Source organism: Burkholderia sp. PAMC 26561, from assembly GCF_001557535.2.
Classification (GTDB): domain Bacteria; phylum Pseudomonadota; class Gammaproteobacteria; order Burkholderiales; family Burkholderiaceae; genus Caballeronia.
This window is the reverse complement of record NZ_CP014310.1, coordinates 210492-226730: the sequence shown is the minus strand read 5'-3', so window position 1 is coordinate 226730 and position 16239 is coordinate 210492. Positions and strand designations below refer to the sequence as shown.

Sequence of the window (16239 nt, the reverse complement as noted above, 5' to 3'; positions counted from 1 at the left end):
CGTCATGGCTGTACTCAAATCGAGAAACACCCGCGAAAATCAATTTGAATATTTGAATTCAGCTGGAGGCTTTCCAATTTGACTGTCCAAGCTCAGGGTCAGTTTGGCTTTAGTGCCGGCCCCGCAATGCATACCCCCGTTCTGATCGACAAAGCGTCCATCATTAAACTCAACGGATGTAACGCATGAATCATGCAATCGATGCGTTTCGTTCAAGAAGCAAAGGATTGAAGCTTCGGAATCGACATTCCTAATTCCATTGTTGGACATGAGTTGCTCATTCGCTTAGATTCGATCTTATGGATCGGAGCCACGAGAATACTCTCAACGACTTTTTCTGTCTTACCGAACGTCTGGAACTGGCCGAACCCGGTCCGACGTTGGACTGGCGAAGTGTGTAGCCGTTGATTAATCCGCATCAAGCAAAACCGACTTTTAACCGGCATGTTGCCTGCTCGAGACCTCTGTGGCTCGTCTTTGAGTATACAATCCGGCCACTCCTTCTAGCTATTACCGGCTTTTGGCAAATCATGCCTGTTACGTCGCTTGTCCTTAATCTACGGGTGCGCTCACGCCGCATTTTTTTTCTTCTCAATATCCTCGTCGTCATCAACCCGCAAGTCTTCCGTCAGCTTGTTCGTCTCGCGAACCGCGGCCGCGATGTCGGACGTTTTGGTCGCATTGAACACCACGAAGCTCCGTAGCCCCGCCTTAGCGTCAATCTCGAAGCACCGCTTTCCAGAGATTGTCGATTTCGCATCGTCGGCCTCGATCCTGGCGATCTCGTCTGCGAGCGGGTGGGCCTGTCTCTTGAGGATGGCACCGAGGCGCGCGTCGACCATCACCCGGTCGACGCTCCAAGATGCGCGATTCGAAAGCGCGTGTTCGCCGGCAAGCACGCTATCAGCCACGACATCGAGACCCATCGCCCTAAGCTTTGCAAGGTCAGCGCGAAGGCTTTCCGTGTTGACGCGGGCAGTACCGCGTTCGAGTCGCAGTTCGAGGCGGTTCGCGTCCACGCCGCTCTCTCGCAGCGCCAGCGTCAGCGTCACGGCGAAGTCGCTGGTCAGGAGTTGCTTCGGATAGACGGACACGCAAACGGTAATCTCGGCCAGGCGCGCGGCGAGCTTGCAGGCCTCGCGCACGATCCAGTCTCCGAGTGGAACGACAAGACCGCTTTGTTCGGCGACGCGCAGATAGGTTTCCGTACCGAGCCGTCCGAGCGTCGGATGGTTCCACCAGGGCTGGACCTCGACGGCGATCGCGTTCGTCGCACAGACGCGCACGCTGCAGGCAAGATCGAACTCACGCGCCTTGATCCCGATCGGCATGTCGTGCGCCAGATGCCTCTCGGTTTCGGCGGAAGTTTCCGCATCTTCAGTGTAGAAGGTGAAGGTGCCGCGCTGATTGCCCTTGGAACGATAGAGCGCGACGTCGGCAAAGCGGAAGAGCTCGTCCTCTTCAAGCGTATCTTGCGGCGTCAGCGCGATCCCGATCGACAGACCGACCTCGAGCCACCGCTCACCGTAGGCGATCGGCTGCGACACCGCCTCGATCAGGCGTTCCGCGAGTTCGACGACCTGCGGCCGCGAAAGGTTCGAGGCGGCGACGACGAATTCGTCGCCTCCGATCCGCGCGACGAGCTGACCCTCCGTCACCTCGCCCGTCAGACGGGCGCGACGGTGCGCAGCACGAGGTCGCCGATATCATGGCCGAACGTATCGTTGATTGGCTTGAAGTGATCGAGATCCAGATAAAAGAGCGCGAGTTCGCTGTCGGTCGCCGAAAGCGCCTGACGCATGAACTTGCGCAGACCGAGCCGGTTCGGCAGGCCCGTCGCCGGGTCGTGCTGGACTTCTTTCTGGGCGCGCGAAAGATCGGCGCGAGCGAAACGTCGGCGGTGATGTCGGTGGCGATCTTGACGATCTTGAAGGGCTTGCCGTTCAGGTCGTAGACGGGTTATAGGACGCCTGGATCCAGACCTCCGCCCCGTTCGCGGCGATGCGTCTGAACTTCGACGAGAGGACTTGCCCTCGCGCAGATCGCACCAGAAGCGCGCGTAAGCGGTATGCGCGGCGGTTTCCTTGTCGAGGAACACGCGATGGTGCTGGCCGAAAATTTCGCGGAGCGTGTAGGCCATCAGGATCAGGAAGTTGTCGTTCGCCTCGAGCACATTGCCGTCCATGTCGAACGATACGACACTCTGCGACTTGTTGATCGCGGCGATCTGGCCTTCGAAATAGGCGTTCTGCTACTTCTCCAGCGTGACGTCGACGGCATATTTGACGATCTCGAACGGGCGGCCTTCGATGTCGAGAATAGGGTTGTAAGTTGCACGCGGCCAGACGGCCTTCCCGTCCTTGCGGAATCGTCGATATTCGCCGGAAGCGTGCGAACCCTTCCGCAAATATTCCCAGAACGCAGCATAAGACGGATCGATCCTCGCCGGCAGTGATGAACATCCGATGATGATTGCCGACGACTTCATCGAGCCGGTAGCCGGTCGGGTCCAGAAACTTGTCATTGGCGTGAAGGATTGTGCCGTCGATCGCGAAATAAATGATGGCCTGCGAGATGTTGATGGCGGCGATCTGGTCGGCTTCATCGGCGGCCGACATCAAGCGGTTGGTGACGTCGCGCACCAGCATGACGATCTCGCCGACCGCGCCGTCCTCGGCGGCGATCGGTATGCAGGAAACCTCGGCCCAGAAGGACGTGCCATCGCGCTTCAATTGCTGCATCTCGCCAAAGAAGGCTTCGGCGGTTTCGAGGACCAGATCAATCTCGTCCGACGCGCTTGCGCCTGTTGCAAGCGGCTTGAAGATGCTGCGATTGCGCCCGATGAGTTCCCAACCCTTGTAGTCGAAGAGTTCCAAAAAGCGCTCGTTCACACGAAGGATGCTGCCGTCGGGTGCGAAGGCGATTCGCCCTATGCTTCTCTCCATTGCTTGCGCATCGGCGGAAGTAAGGAGTAATTCATCGGATTCTCAAGCATTGTCACCCGCCAATAAGAGTTCCGACCATACGCGCTGATGGCAGGAAAACGAAGTTAGCTTATGGATCGAATACGATGACCGCTTAACCTCTTCCCTCCGCGCAGATTCTTGGTTAACGACACGTATCGGAAAAAATTAAACTAGGCGGCGTGAGCGGATCTGACCAAGGTCAATCCTGCTGCGAGCGCGACAAAGGATACGAAGATCGCCGGCGACCAGTCCCGCGACGTCCCGTAGACCTGCCAAGTTAGGAACACGGGCGTCCCTAGTTTGACGACAGCATGGTTGCAATAGCTCTGCTGCTTGAGCGCTCGGAGATTGACATTCTTCCCGTCGGCGCTCATACGGCCGCCCTGTTCTGTTGCCACAACGCGATCAGGCTGACTCCATGTTCGGCTGGCGCATGAATGAAAAGCGCCCCCTGTTCGGAACGGTTGGACAGGGCGGAACCGAATCGGGTGCAAGCGGAGTGGACGTTAACTTGCCGATCGATTAGACGGGCGTGAGTTTTTTACCTTGTATTGAAAGACTTGGTAAGTGATCTGCTTATTGAAATTTCTGTATGCAATGATCCGCGCAACCGCAGCCAAGATTTTTTGATTACTCAACATACCTAAGCGAAATCGGCCATACGTGTCGTCGCTGGCGCAAATAGTTCGGAGAGACAAGTTATGACAAATCGCTTCAGGATCCCGTACGCCATTTTTATCGGTGCTCTTTTTCTGAGTGCGTGCGGGGGAGGTGGCGGCTCGAACAGCAGCACATCCACAAGTCCCACGACAACCGGGACCGCACCCGCGACAACGCCAGCAAGCGATGCGACGCCAGCCAGCGCTCCAGTAACTGCTAGCAGCCCAACAACAGCCAGCAGTCCGTCATCCGCCAGCAGCCCGTCCAACGCGACCGAAGCTCCCACGCTCGCTGCGAAGTTTGCGATCGCCGACGGCACCGCGCTCGGGACGCAACAGTGGCCAGCAGGCTCGACCAGTGCTGGCGGTACGGGACAGGCCATTGCAGGGTTGTCGTGCACAGTCGCCGGCAGCAGCTATAACTACGCGCATATATCAATCTATCAGGATGGCAAGCTACTCGCGCTGCCCTCGAGCATCGGGACCGTGGAGCCGACACTCGCATTGCAGACGGGTTGCGTGTATCCCGTTCACACCGTCGATAACACCGGAAAAGTAAGGATGGCGGCAAATCCGGCGTCGCCGTACACGCTCGGTCAGTTTTTCGCGGTCTGGGGGCAGACGCTCTCCAATACCAACATCGCGGGCGTGACGTCGAGCACAGTCACGACTTACGTGAACGATGGCGGCACGTTGATCCAGTACAGCGGCAACCTGTCAGATATCGCGCTTGTTCCAAACCGCGAAGTCACAATCATGCTCGGCTCGCCGCTCTCGCAGATCCCCACTTACGCCTGGAGCGATCCGCCTCCATTCGATCCGACGCCCATCACGCTCAGCTATGGCGGCACGGTTGGCAACCGTTACTGGCCTGACGGCGATACGGCTACCGGAGGAACTACGGGTCAGACGATCGATGGAATTATCTGTGCGGCAGGCATGGTCGAGACATACCACGTGCATGCGCATATCGCGATCTACAAGGACGCGCAATCACTGGCTTTGCCATCGCACATCGGCATCCCGGCAACTTGCAACTACGAGACCCATACGCACGACAACACGGGCATCGTTCATATGGAAACGCCCACGGTCAAGAACTTCACGCTTGGCAAATTCTTTGATTTATGGGGCGAACCGCTGACGCTCACGAACGTTGCCGGCGTGCAGGGGCCCGTAGTCGCATACATTAATGACAACGGCGATGTACGGCGTTACATGGGCGCGCTCGGTGACATAGAGTTGACATCGCATAGGTCGATCACGCTGCAAGTGGGCACGTCGATTCCAACGTTACCAACCTATACGTGGTACGACGAGGCTCAATAGTTCTATGCTTACTTGGTCGCGCTCCCGCAAATTGCCAAAGCGCATTTGCGTTGAAGCCTTCTTAATTCGCTGCTCGGCGATCAGCCTGCACGCGGCCATTTTGATGGAAATGCGATTGGCGCCATAAACTTCTTCTGAAGATGTCTTTTTCAAATATTAATAGCGTTGTTGCAAAAATCGACGGTGCAGGCGGGCGTTCACCCGCGATTCTAAATTCATGAAATACGCACGGACTGCGGGCGTGCAAGCGTGACCATGTGGTTGATGAAGCCAACACGGATGGCGACCTCCGTCGCTTGTGAACCAATGCAGCGCGCCCAAAGACAGTTCCCCGTGAGCGTTTTTTACCGGTACATCGTATTTTCGATCAGCGAACGTCGGTGGTAGCCAGTGTGCTTCTTCCATTCGCCTCGGCCATCTCGCGCGATGTCGTCGATCGCCTCATTGCGCCAGCTTGCTCCGGGTGTGCCCTCAGACCAAGGTTTGGCGCCTTCACGCGGCGGAATCGATGACGTAGCGCCGCGCCCAGCGATCGCCTGATGGCACTGCTTTGTATCGTATGCACCGTCACCACCTATCGTATCGATGGGCTCATCGGCAGGAATCTGGGCTAACAAACCGGACAATGCGCTGGCGTCGTCGACGTCTTGATGCGTCATCAGCGCGGCTCGTATCTGGCCCGTGTTCACGTCCAGCCCGAGATGGACCTTAGGCCACGTGTGCCGCTTGGAGTAGCCGTGCTTGCGCACCTTCCATTCGCCTTCGCCGTAGAGCTTCACGCCAGTACTATCCACAACCAGATGAATCGGGTCGCCGCTCGACATCTCGAGCAACGTCACCTGTAGTTCCTGTGCACGGCGGCTTAGCGTCGTATAGTTGGGCACAGGCAGGTCCGCAAACGCGAGTTCACGAAGACTTTGCACAAAACCCTGAGAGGCTCGAAGCGTCAAATGATAAACGTGCTTAAGCGTTAGCACGGCCTGAAGCATGGCGTCCGAGTAGACCTGCGGCCTGCCGCGCTTGACGGCTCTGGCTTCGCTACCGCTCATGAATGCGCTCTCGTCGATCCACATGGTCAAGCTGCCTCGTGCGATCAGCCCTGCGTTGTACTCCGCCCAGTTCCTGACTCGATAGATCCCTTTAGGCTCGCGGCTCTTGGGTTTGTCCTTGCGCATCTTCCCGCCAAATATCGAGAATCTACGCAGTTCCTTCCCAAGTTAACAGAGCCAGTCTCACGATCCTTGCGAGTGAACGTCACCCCTACAGCGATCGCTTTTTGCAACAACGCCAATATCAATCGCTAGGATGATGATGGGCTAAACACATAGCGCAAAAGCAACGAGTTCTACGACCGAGTCGAAGTGCTCCCCAGCTGGCTTGTCAAGAATATTGAGCGATCTGATGTGACGCAGAAATAGGCCAAAGTTTTGGGTGCGAAGGTCACAGACATGCCTTTTTCTATGGTCGATTGCGACGTCTGGTCCGGCGCTGCAGTGTACATTTGCCGCAGTCGATGATCGTGTTGATCGCCTTCGGCGCTTGAAGGAAGGAAGCAAGGCCTTGCCGCCGTGTCGAAGAACGGACTACATTTGGCGATCAGCTGATCAGCTCCGCCAGCATTGGCGGTCACATGCTATGGTTCGTCGGCGAGGCGACCCCCCTGCGTCACAATAGTTGTCGCCTCTGAATTTTCTTAGTGAAGAGATCAGAGGTGGTAGATTGAAGACGAAACAAACGTATTCAGCCGAGTTTAAAGAGCAGGCGCTTGCGAAGGTCCTAAACCGCGGAAGCCGTACAGTCGGATCCGTGGCCGACGAATTGAACATGAATGCACTGACCTTAAGGAAGTGGATGAGAGGTAGCGCCACGGCAGGTCGGAGCTTGGACTCCGGACACGCAAAACGTCCAGAAGACTGGTCGCCGGAAGAGCGACTGGTGGCTTTGCATGAGAGCCATGGGTTGGTCGATGAAGCCCTGAACGCGTGGTGTCGCGAGCGGGGTTTGTTTGCCCATCATCTTGCGCAGTGGGGTGCGGATTTTTGCGTCGCCGGCAGGGCTGGCCATCGCCAAGAGAGCGCTCAGGAGATCCGTGAACTGAAGCAGGCCAATATGCAACTTCAGCGCGAATTGAACCGTAAGGAGAAGGCCTTGGCTGAAGCGGCAGCGCTGTTGGTGCTGCAAAAAAAGTATCGTGCGTTGTTCGAGGACGAGGCGTCATGACCGCCCTTGAAGATCGCAAAACAGTGATCCGTTTGATCGGCGAGGCCACCTCGGCCGGGGCTCGGCAAGCACCTGCGTGTAGCATACTGGGATTGAGCGAGCGTACTGTGCAACGTTGGCTGTGCGGTGAACCTGACTCGCTCGATGGGCGCTCGACGCGACACTATGAACCGTCCCATAAGCTTTCTGCTGATGAACGCGCGGAACTGCTGGCCGTGGCGAACTCTGCCGAATTCGGGCATCTGCCGCCCAGTCAAATCGTTCCCCGGCTGGCCGATCAGCAACGCTACATTGCCTCGGAATCAACCTTCTACCGCGTCCTGCGAGACGAGAACCAACTCGCTCACCGGCGCAGCGAGCGGGCGCCCCGCTCGTGCCGCAAGCCACGCGCTGTCATGGCCGATGCGCCGAACCAGCTTTACAGCTGGGATATCACTTACCTGCCTTCAGCGATTCGCGGGCAGTACTTTTATCTCTATCTATTTATGGACGTGTTCAGCCGCATGATCGTCGGCTGGCAGGTCTATGCCGAGGAGAGCGGTGCCCAGGCAAGCGAGGTCCTCAAGGATCTCTGCGCGCGTGAGGCGATACAGCCAGATCAAGTCATTCTGCATTCCGACAATGGTGGCCCGATGAAGGGCGCCACGATGCTGGCTACCTTGCAGTCCCTGGGCGTCATGCCGTCATTGAGTCGCCCGGGAGTCAGCAACGACAATCCTTATTCAGAATCGCTGTTCAAAACGCTGAAATACCGTCCGGCCTATCCGCTCAAACCGTTCGACACATTATGCGCCGCGCGCGATTGGGTCACCGAACTGGTGCGCTGGTACAACCATGAGCATCGCCACAGCGCGATTCGCTTCGTCACGCCAGCCCAGCGTCACCGAAATCTCGACCAAGACATCTTGAATCGTCGTGCAACCCTCTACGAGAGCGCTCGACAAAATAATCCGCTGCGATGGAAAAGCCAAACGCGCAACTGGCAACGCATTCATGTGGTCCATCTCAATCCGGATCGCGACGACAAAATCAGCGCCGTTTCGCAACCCCGTAACCAGGAGCTAAAAGCAGCTTAAATCTCATGCGTCGAGGCGACAACTAGCTTGAAAACTTCCGCGACCGCCCTTGATACCCCGATCACGCACTGCTTGAGGACCGAGCAGTCGCGGGCGACCGCCGACGTCGGCATTGGCGTGTGCATCGAAAGCTGTGAAGGCGACAGGGAACTGCGCAACGCGCTCGTCGGCACGGGAAGGTTCGAACTGAGTGAGAAGGCTCAGTGGCTCTACTAACCGCGCCCGATTCATGCGAGAGGATATGGCTAGATATTCTTCCCTTCAGGTGACTTGGGCGTAAGCGCCCGGCGATCCCAGGGGTTCGGCAGCCGACGTCAGCCTACTGTTGAAGCTGAGGCTGCCAAGAGGTGCGGCAAAAGCTCATCGAGCCGGCTGGCAGGCTGCGTAGGCAGTCGTGTGAGGATGTCTTTCAGATAGACATAGGGATCGTGCCCATTAAGCTTAGCCGACTGGATGAGACTCATCACTGCGGCTTGACGCCGGCCGGCGCGAGCTGAACCCGCGAAGAGCCAGGTTCCCCGGCTAACGCGATCAGCCTTACCTGGTTTTCGCACCAGTTGTTATCAACGGGAAGCTGCGGATCATCGAGGTATCGGGTTAGCGCTGCCCACCGCCGCAAACTGTAATCGAGCGCCTTCGCTATGGACGAACCCTCGTTCACGCGTGCACGCTGCAGAACCATCCAGGCGTGCAGCGCTTCGGCGACGGGACGCGCGCATCGTTGGCGAAGCGCTGCAGAACCATCCAGGCGTGCAGCGCTTCGGCGACGGGACGCGCGCATCGTTGGCGAAGTTCTAATTGATTTTCGCAGGAAAGATCACGAGCCTCGCGCTCGATATCTTGCAGCTGGCTGATGTAGCGCAACGCATTTTCAGCAATCTGGCTTCGACTGGCGACATGCAAGTCATAGAACTTACGGCGTGCGTGAGCAAGGCAAAAATCTCGCGCAGTTCTTAACATTAGCCAACCACGCCGGTGCACGCCCTTTACCGCTCCACGTCGCACCTGACTTGGGGTTGCGGTACTTGGCCGGCTGCGGGCCCGTTCATTATCCTCGACGCGCGTCAGTCGCCGTTGCTTTCCTGTTTAAGGTCTTGAGCTTATCTGGTCCGTCGTTCGAGACCGCGTCATCCAAGCAGACACCGAATTCGGTCTTTGCCCTTTGCGATCTAAGCGGGCGCACGTCCACGGCCAGTCCACGATGCACCGCGCTCTTAGGATTGCGGTACTTCGGCGCAACCTCGGGCCGTCTCCACGCACTAAACTTTTACTATCATTTTTCTTTACTCATACAAATTGCAGTCCATTTGGGCTATCTGCGGATCAATCCGCAAACGATTGGCACTGCGCCATCGATGAATATCCAATCAGGACAAACAATTCCGTTCGTCCGCAAGCCTGCTCGCAAGCACCCTCGATACCTAAAGTTTTCTAAAGTCGAGTCGTTAATAGACTCACCCGGGTAAGGCACTACCGACAAAGGGACGAACTAAGGCATTAACTGCCCTCTGTCGGGTCTTTTGAAATTCACAGCCTTGGGTACGATCTGTCAGCCAAAGGGACATCCCGTTCTCTGCGCTGACGCTAACCATCGAGTTTAGGGGAATAGACATGACCAAGTTCATCAAGTTTTTCGTTCGTGACGAGCGCGGCGTCAGCGCCATGGAATACGCCGTCCTGGCCGGTATCGTTGCAGTGGCGCTCGGCGCAATGGCCACGACGTTCAATTCAAGCGTCGCGACCATGTTCACGAGCATGTTCAAGACCATCTCGACGAGCCAAGCCAAGTAATACCGCCGTCCCGGGAGGTTCGGGCTTCGGTGTCCGAATCTCCACTTTTCTCCCTCTTCCGGATCGCACCATCGTGCAGACACTGTCCCTCGTCATCCGCCTTGCCGTACTGGTCGCACTGCTGTCGCTCGCAGTCGTCGACGTGCGCGAGCGACGCTTGCCAACCCGACAGGTCCTCATAATTGGTGCGCTGTTCTATGTAGATGCACTCGTCATGCGTATGCCGATTGCCGCGGTCCTCGAACACACGCTGATCGCGCTCGCCGCGTTCGCCGTCTGCGCGCTGTTGTTCGCCTTGAAGATGCTGGGCGGCGGTGACGCCAAGCTCGCTTCGATCGTCTTTCTCTGGGCTGGCGCGCCGTTGTGGCTGCCAGCGCTCATGCTGATCTCGGTGATCGGCACGGCGGTGTCGCTGGTCAGCCTCGCGACGCGCCGCATCAATCCCCACCGACGCACGCGTCTCGCCGCCGCGCTGGCCTTGTTCTCCGGTGCGCGCGGCGTGCCCTACGGTGTCGCGCTCGCCCTGGGTGGCGGAACGGTGATCGTGCTGCCCGCCGCGTTGCCCTTGTTCCTGTCGCGATAGAGGCCTTCTCCATGTCCAACATCATCAAAATCGGCATCCTGATCGTCGGTGCGATCCTGATCGCGCTGGTCGTGCGCGTAGTGGTGGCAAGCGTCTCGCGGCCGTCCGTCGCCACCGTCAACACGGAAAAGGTGCGCATCGCAAGCGACGACCTGCCGCAAGGGCTCCTCATGCGCGAAGACGACCTGAAGTGGAAGGACGTCGCGCTCGAAGCCGTGCCTGCAGGCGCAATCGTTTCCGGGGTGCCGGGCGCGGTCGAGCTGAAGGGCGCGCTGCTGCGCCATCCGGTCGCCGCCGGCACGGTGCTTGTCGCCGACGACGTGATCCTGCCGAACGCGCCGGGTTTTCTCGCGGCAACGCTCAAGCCGGGCATGCGGGCAGTGTCGGTCGCGGTGGACGACGTCTCGGGCAACGCGGGCCTGATCCAGCCGGGCGACTACGTCGACCTGCTGCTCACGCAACAGATGGACCACAAGACCGAAGCGCCGGACTTGGCGGTGTCGAGCGAGACGGTGGTCGAGCACGTGCGCGTTCTCGCGTCGGGGTCCGACATTATTCGCCCGAAAAGCGGCAACATGCCCGACCACAGCGAGCGCGCCCGCACGGTCACCATCGAAGTCACGCCGCACATGGGCGAAGTGGTGGCGGTCGCCGCGCGCCTCGGCAGCTTGTCGCTCGCGCTGCGCAGTTTCGCGACGGTCTCGAAGGACCGCAACCCGCTGGCCTCGGGCGTCGCGGTTTCGTCGAGCGCCGATGCCGGCACGCCAGACACCACCGCCGACACCCCGCGTGCCCCGGTCTGGGCCGGCGACATCTCGCGTGCGCTGCGCGACCTGCCGCGCGCGCGCGCCGTCGCGGTCACCAACGCCCCGATCAATGTCGCGGCGGCGCCGGCGCCGAAGGTCGTCACTGTCTATCGCGGCTCGGAGAAACCCGACACCAGCATGGGCGCCCAGCCGGGCGGCACGGGCACCGAAGGCTTGCCGCCACTGCCGGTTGCGCGTTAAGCGTATGCGTTCCTCCCGACATCGCACCCATTGCTCAAGACAGGAAGTCATGAAAACGCAGGTCAGTTCCTCACCCCTTAGCAGAGCGCTCGCGGCCATCGTGTTGTGGGCCGGATCCCTGCTGCTCGCGACGCCGGCCTTCGCCGCGACGCCTCTTCCCGCGACGCCTCGCGGGGTGCCGCTCAAGCCTGCCGCCATGGCCACCGCGGGCGAGCTCGATATCGACGCCGGCAAGGGCAGCCTCGTGCATCTGAACGAAGACGCGACGTCGGTGTTCGTCGCCGATCCGGCGATCGCCGACGTGCAAGCGCCCTCGCCGAAAGCCGTGTTCGTGCTCGGCAAGAAGGCCGGCACCACAACGCTCTACGTGCTCGGCGCAAACAACAAGACGCTCCTGCAGCGCACAGTCGTGGTGTCCCGCGACATGGGGGCGCTGCGCACGATGGTCGCGCAGCGTTTCCCTGCGATGAACCTGCAGCTCACGACCGGCAACGGCTCGCTGGAAATCTCTGGACAAGCCGCCAACGCCGCCGACGCCGATGCCGTCGTGCAATCGGTCACGCCGTATCTCGGCGAGAAGGAAGTGCTCGTCAACCGCATGACGATCGACCGGCCGCAGCAGGTGCAATTGCGCGTGCGCATCACGGAGGTCGATCGCAACATCACGCAGCAGCTCGGCATCAACTGGCAGTCGCTCGGCCACGCAGCCGGCAACTTCTTCGCGGGCGTCTACAGTGGCCGGCCACTCTACGACCTGACCAATCCGTTGACGAGCTCGACGGGCCAAGTCAGCTACCCGGTCAACCTGCCGACCAACAACGCCTACGGCATCTTCGGCGCGTTCCATACCAACGGAACCGACATCCAGGGCGTGCTCGACGCGCTGAACCAGGAAGGCCTAATCACGATCCTCGCGGAGCCGAGCCTCGTCGCGTTGTCGGGGCAGACCGCGAGCTTTCTCGCGGGCGGCGAATTCCCGATCCCGGTCTCGCAGATCAACGGCGTGATCTCGATCGAGTTCAAGCAGTTCGGGGTGAAGCTCGATTTCACGCCGACCGTCTTGAGCGAAGGGCGCATCAGCCTGAAAGTGCGTCCCGAAGTGAGCCAGATCGACACGACGGTAAGCGTCACGACTGGCGGCGTGACCGTGCCGGGCCTGAGCGTGCGCCGCGCTGATACCACCGTGGAACTCGCAAGCGGCCAGAGCTTCGCGATCGGCGGCCTGTTGCAGAGCAACACCACCGACGTGGTCTCGCAGATCCCGGGCATCGGCTCGATCCCGATCCTCGGCAAGCTCTTCTCGTCGTCGAACTACCAGAACAACAAGACCGAGCTCGTGATCATGGTGACGCCGTACCTGGTCGAGCCGACCAATCCGGGCCAGCTGCGCACGCCGATCGAATCGCTCGTCTCGCCGTCTAACGACGTGGAGTACAGCTTGCGCCGCCAGCAGGGCGACACGACCTCGTCGCAGGGCCCGCAGCCGCGTCTCGTCGGTGCGGCTGGATATGTCTACTGAGATCTACCGAGCCGAAACCATGAACTACGCACGCACCTTCAAGCTTCTCGCCGCCTGCATCGCGGCGCTCCCGCTAGCCGGCTGCCTGACGCCGCCGCGCGGCATGCCGGACGAAACGGTCATCGGCTACGACGGCCACAAGGCGATCGCCCCCGACTGCGAACCGCTCGAGCACCGCTCACTGCTGCTCGATGGCGGCTTGCCGCGCCCGACCATGGCGTGGGGCTGCGCGACCTATACGAATCTCGCCGCGCAGGTGGCCAATCCGCGCGACTTTGTGGCGCCCGCCAAACTGGCGCCGGCTGATGCCGCCGTCGCCGCGAGCGCGGTGCGCCGCTACGAGACCGGCCGGATCATTCCGCTCGACGAAGCGACTTCGCGCAGTTCGAAGTAAGCCCGCCGACGCCCTCCCGTATCCAGGAACCGATGCCATGAGCACCACCGACTTCAAGCTCGCGAAACCGAACTCGGCCGTGAGAGCCGCCGACTTCATCGCCTTCGTCTCCGACCGCGCAACCGAGCAGGTGCTGAAGAGCTTCGTGCTCGAGCAAGCAATGCCGCACGTTCACGTGGCCGTCGGCGACATCAACGCGGCGATCGCGTATGTCTCGAAGCTCGAGCGCTCGCCGCTCTTCCTTCTGATCGACCTGCATGGCTCAGCGATGCCGTTGTCCGACCTCGGCCGCATGTCCGAGGTGTGCGAGCCGTCGGTGCAAGTGGTCGCGCTCGGCGAGCGCAACGACGTCGGCCTCTTTCGCAGCCTGCTCAAGCTCGGCGTGCGCGACTACCTCGTGAAGCCGCTGACGGTGGAACTGCTCAAGCGCACCGTCAACGTACTGGAGGGCAAGGTCACCCAGGTCACCTCGGCGCGCGTCGGCAAGACGATCGCCTTCACGGGCACGCGTGGCGGCGTCGGAGTGACGACGCTCGCGCTCAATCTCGCGCGGCATCTGGCCGACACGACGCACCGCCGGGTCGCCTACATCGACCTCGACATGAACGGCGGCGGAGCCAACAGCATGCTCGGCATCCAGAGCAACGGCGGCCTGACCGACGCGCTCACTAACATGCACCGGCTTGATCCGCTCTATCTCGACCGCACGCTGGTCGCGAGCAGCGCGCGCCTGTTCGTCCTGTCGGCCGAGCTCGACTATTCGGTCGAGCATCCATTCCAGGCGGGCGCGTTGAAGCGCGTGCTGCAATTGCTGTGCGACAGCTTCCACTACGTGCTGATCGACATCGCCGATCCGGTCGGCCCGCTCGCCTCCGAGGCGCTCGACCACGCGACGCGCGTCTACCTGATCGCCGACCGCACCGTCCACTCGACGCGCCAGACCATCCGCATGCTGCGTTACATTGAGGATCGCGACAACGGCCCGCAGACCTCGCTCCTGCTCAACAGCCCAAACGCATCGACGGCGGGCAAGGTGCAGACCGTCGACTTCGTCTCGGCGGTCGGCCGCAACGTGCTGCATGAGGTGCAGTTCGAGGCGAAGGCGCTGTCGGTGGCCGAGAATCTCGGCGAGGCGCCGAAGGATAAGACCTCGACCGGCATCAACCAGTCGATCACCCGCATTGCGAACGACCTGACCGGGCAGCACGTGAGCACTGAGCGCTCGCTCCTGCAGATGTTCAAGCGCAGGAGGTCCTGATGTTCGGACAGAAACTGATCGCGCCCGGCGAGAACGTCGCGCCGCTCATCGTCAACGAAGCGCGCTCGCTGGGCGCGGAATCACATGTTGCGGCCAGTCCGCCGGCGGCCGTCACGCCAACCTACACGCCGATCGTGGCGGGCAACGAGGCACTGGTGCGCTCGGAGCTCTTCAAGATCGTGCGCACGGGCGTGTTCGCCTCGATGAACGCGTCGGCGGTGGTCGGCAAGACGCGCGAGCAGATGAAACCGGGCGTGGAGCAGCTCGTGCTCACGATCGCCGAGCGCGAGCGCCTGAACGTGACGATGTCCGAGCAGGGGCAGATGGTCGTGGAACTGCTCAACGACATGTTCGGTCTCGGTCCGATCGAGCCGCTGCTTGCCGACGACACTGTGTCCGACGTGCTCGTGAACGGTCCCGACCAGGTCTATGTGGAACGCTTCGGCCGCCTCGAACTCACGCCCTACAAGTTCCGCGACAACGCGCACGTGACGAGCGTGGCGCAACGCATCGCGGCGGGCGTGGGCCGCCGCGTGGACGAGAGCAGCCCGATGGTCGACGCGCGGCTCGCCGACGGCAGCCGCGTGAACGTCGTGCTGCCGCCGCTTGCGATCCACGGCGCGAGCATCTCTATCCGGAAATTCTCGAAGCGCAACATCACGCTGCACCGCATGGCCCAGCAGGGCAACATGTCCCACGCAATGGCAGACGTGCTGAAGCTCGCGAGCACCTGCCGGCTCAACATAATCGTGTCGGGCGGCACCGGCTCGGGCAAGACCACGTTGCTCAACGCGCTGTCCCACTTCATCGGGCTCGGCGAGCGCACCGTGACGATCGAGGACGCGGCTGAACTGCAGCTCGTGCAGCCGCACGTGGTGAGCCTGGAAACCCGGCCGGAAAACGCGGAAGGGCTCGGCGCGGTAACGCAGCGCGATCTTGTGCGCAACGCGCTGCGGATGCGCCCGGACCGCATCATCCTCGGCGAGACGCGCGGCGCCGAAGCCTTCGACGTGCTGCAGGCTATGAACACCGGTCACGACGGCTCGATGACCACGATCCACGCGAACACGCCGCGCGATGGCATCACGCGTCTGGAAAGCATGGTGATGATGGCCAACGGCAACCTGCCGCTGCTCTCCATTCGCCGCCAGATCGCGAGCGCCGTGCACCTGATCGTGCAGATCGAGCGGATGCGCGACGGCATGCGCCGCGTGACGCGCATCACCGAGGTGGTGGGCATGGAAGGCGACGTCATCATCACGCAGGACCTCTTCACCTTCCGTTTCGACGCGTCAGGCTACAGCGAGGAAGTGAAGGGCATCTACGAGAGTGCCTCGGTGCGCCCGGCCTTCTCCGAGCGCGCGGCCTATTACGGACTTGAGGACGCGCTGATGGAGGCGATGAAGTCATGAGTCCAGTCGACCTCTTCACGCTCTG

The 16239-nt window shown here is 60.6% G+C and carries 14 protein-coding genes and 4 pseudogenes; 11 read left to right on the top strand and 7 right to left on the bottom strand.

The annotated features are described in order from the left end of the window. Positions 1-569: 569 nt before the first annotated feature. From AXG89_RS31595 to AXG89_RS45065, 4 genes and pseudogenes are all read right to left on the bottom strand, one after another. The gene (locus AXG89_RS31595; RefSeq protein ID WP_062174516.1) at positions 570-1658 is read right to left on the bottom strand and encodes an EAL domain-containing protein; all 1089 of its coding nucleotides are present in this window, start codon (positions 1656-1658) and stop codon (positions 570-572) included. 8 nt (positions 1659-1666) lie between these two features. Then, on the bottom strand, positions 1667-2185 hold the full coding sequence (locus AXG89_RS44105) for a GGDEF domain-containing protein (RefSeq protein ID WP_062174514.1): 519 nt from the start codon (positions 2183-2185) through the stop codon (positions 1667-1669). Between the two features lie 66 nt (positions 2186-2251). Beyond that, a complete protein-coding gene (locus tag AXG89_RS43760; RefSeq protein WP_062174513.1) occupies positions 2252-2488 on the bottom strand; it encodes a PAS domain-containing protein in 237 nt (78 codons plus the stop codon). Continuing rightward, positions 2478-2945 (bottom strand): annotated as a pseudogene (locus AXG89_RS45065) (PAS domain-containing protein); the annotation flags it as partial. The gene AXG89_RS43760 and the pseudogene AXG89_RS45065, both read right to left, overlap by 11 nt. 722 nt (positions 2946-3667) lie before the next feature. Between AXG89_RS45065 and AXG89_RS31565 the strand changes: the two are divergent. After that, the gene (locus tag AXG89_RS31565) at positions 3668-4954 is read left to right on the top strand and encodes a hypothetical protein (protein ID WP_205583103.1); all 1287 of its coding nucleotides are present in this window, start codon (positions 3668-3670) and stop codon (positions 4952-4954) included. Between the two features lie 215 nt (positions 4955-5169). Here AXG89_RS31565 and AXG89_RS31560 read toward each other — a convergent pair. Beyond that, positions 5170-6129 (bottom strand): annotated as a pseudogene (locus AXG89_RS31560) (IS5 family transposase). 544 nt (positions 6130-6673) lie between these two features. Between AXG89_RS31560 and AXG89_RS45060 the strand changes: the two are divergent. From AXG89_RS45060 to AXG89_RS31550, 3 genes are read left to right on the top strand one after another with little or no spacing between them, the layout of a single operon-like run. Further along, a complete protein-coding gene (locus AXG89_RS45060; protein WP_062172171.1) occupies positions 6674-7174 on the top strand; it encodes a transposase in 501 nt (166 codons plus the stop codon). Next, positions 7171-8250, top strand: a complete 1080-nt coding sequence (locus tag AXG89_RS31555; RefSeq protein ID WP_062172173.1) for an IS3 family transposase — start codon at positions 7171-7173, stop codon at positions 8248-8250. Before AXG89_RS45060 ends, AXG89_RS31555 begins: the two co-directional genes overlap by 4 nt. A gap of 27 nt (positions 8251-8277) precedes the next feature. Further along, positions 8278-8466 (top strand): hypothetical protein, encoded by a 189-nt coding sequence (locus AXG89_RS31550; RefSeq protein WP_062174501.1) that lies wholly within the window; start codon positions 8278-8280, stop codon positions 8464-8466. A 103-nt stretch (positions 8467-8569) separates the two neighbouring features. Here AXG89_RS31550 and AXG89_RS31545 read toward each other — a convergent pair. Next, positions 8570-9186 (bottom strand): annotated as a pseudogene (locus AXG89_RS31545) (IS66 family transposase); the annotation flags it as partial. After that, a pseudogene (locus AXG89_RS31540) lies at positions 9164-9244 on the bottom strand (H-NS histone family protein); the annotation flags it as partial. The pseudogenes AXG89_RS31540 and AXG89_RS31545, both read right to left, overlap by 23 nt. A 617-nt stretch (positions 9245-9861) precedes the next feature. Here AXG89_RS31540 and AXG89_RS31535 point away from each other — a divergent pair. The 7 genes from AXG89_RS31535 (at position 9862) to AXG89_RS31505 (ending at position 16214) form a co-directional block, all read left to right on the top strand. Then, positions 9862-10041: a Flp family type IVb pilin gene (locus tag AXG89_RS31535; RefSeq protein WP_062174499.1), complete on the top strand. Its 180-nt coding sequence runs from the start codon at positions 9862-9864 to the stop codon at positions 10039-10041. Positions 10042-10114: 73 nt separating this feature from the next. Then, the gene (locus tag AXG89_RS31530; RefSeq protein ID WP_062174497.1) at positions 10115-10624 is read left to right on the top strand and encodes an A24 family peptidase; all 510 of its coding nucleotides are present in this window, start codon (positions 10115-10117) and stop codon (positions 10622-10624) included. 11 nt (positions 10625-10635) lie between these two features. Further along, positions 10636-11631 carry a Flp pilus assembly protein CpaB gene (gene cpaB / locus AXG89_RS31525; RefSeq protein ID WP_062174495.1) on the top strand — a complete coding sequence of 332 codons (996 nt, stop codon included), beginning with the start codon at positions 10636-10638 and terminating at the stop codon, positions 11629-11631. Between the two features lie 49 nt (positions 11632-11680). Beyond that, on the top strand, positions 11681-13150 hold the full coding sequence (locus AXG89_RS31520; RefSeq protein WP_062174493.1) for a type II and III secretion system protein family protein: 1470 nt from the start codon (positions 11681-11683) through the stop codon (positions 13148-13150). Then, positions 13140-13544 carry a CpaD family pilus assembly lipoprotein gene (locus AXG89_RS31515; protein WP_236873597.1) on the top strand — a complete coding sequence of 135 codons (405 nt, stop codon included), beginning with the start codon at positions 13140-13142 and terminating at the stop codon, positions 13542-13544. Before AXG89_RS31520 ends, AXG89_RS31515 begins: the two co-directional genes overlap by 11 nt. A gap of 37 nt (positions 13545-13581) precedes the next feature. Further along, positions 13582-14802 (top strand): AAA family ATPase, encoded by a 1221-nt coding sequence (locus tag AXG89_RS31510; protein WP_062174489.1) that lies wholly within the window; start codon positions 13582-13584, stop codon positions 14800-14802. Beyond that, positions 14802-16214, top strand: coding sequence for a CpaF family protein (locus AXG89_RS31505; protein WP_062174487.1), 1413 nt, complete (start codon positions 14802-14804; stop codon positions 16212-16214). Before AXG89_RS31510 ends, AXG89_RS31505 begins: the two co-directional genes overlap by 1 nt. Positions 16215-16239: the final 25 nt, after the last annotated feature.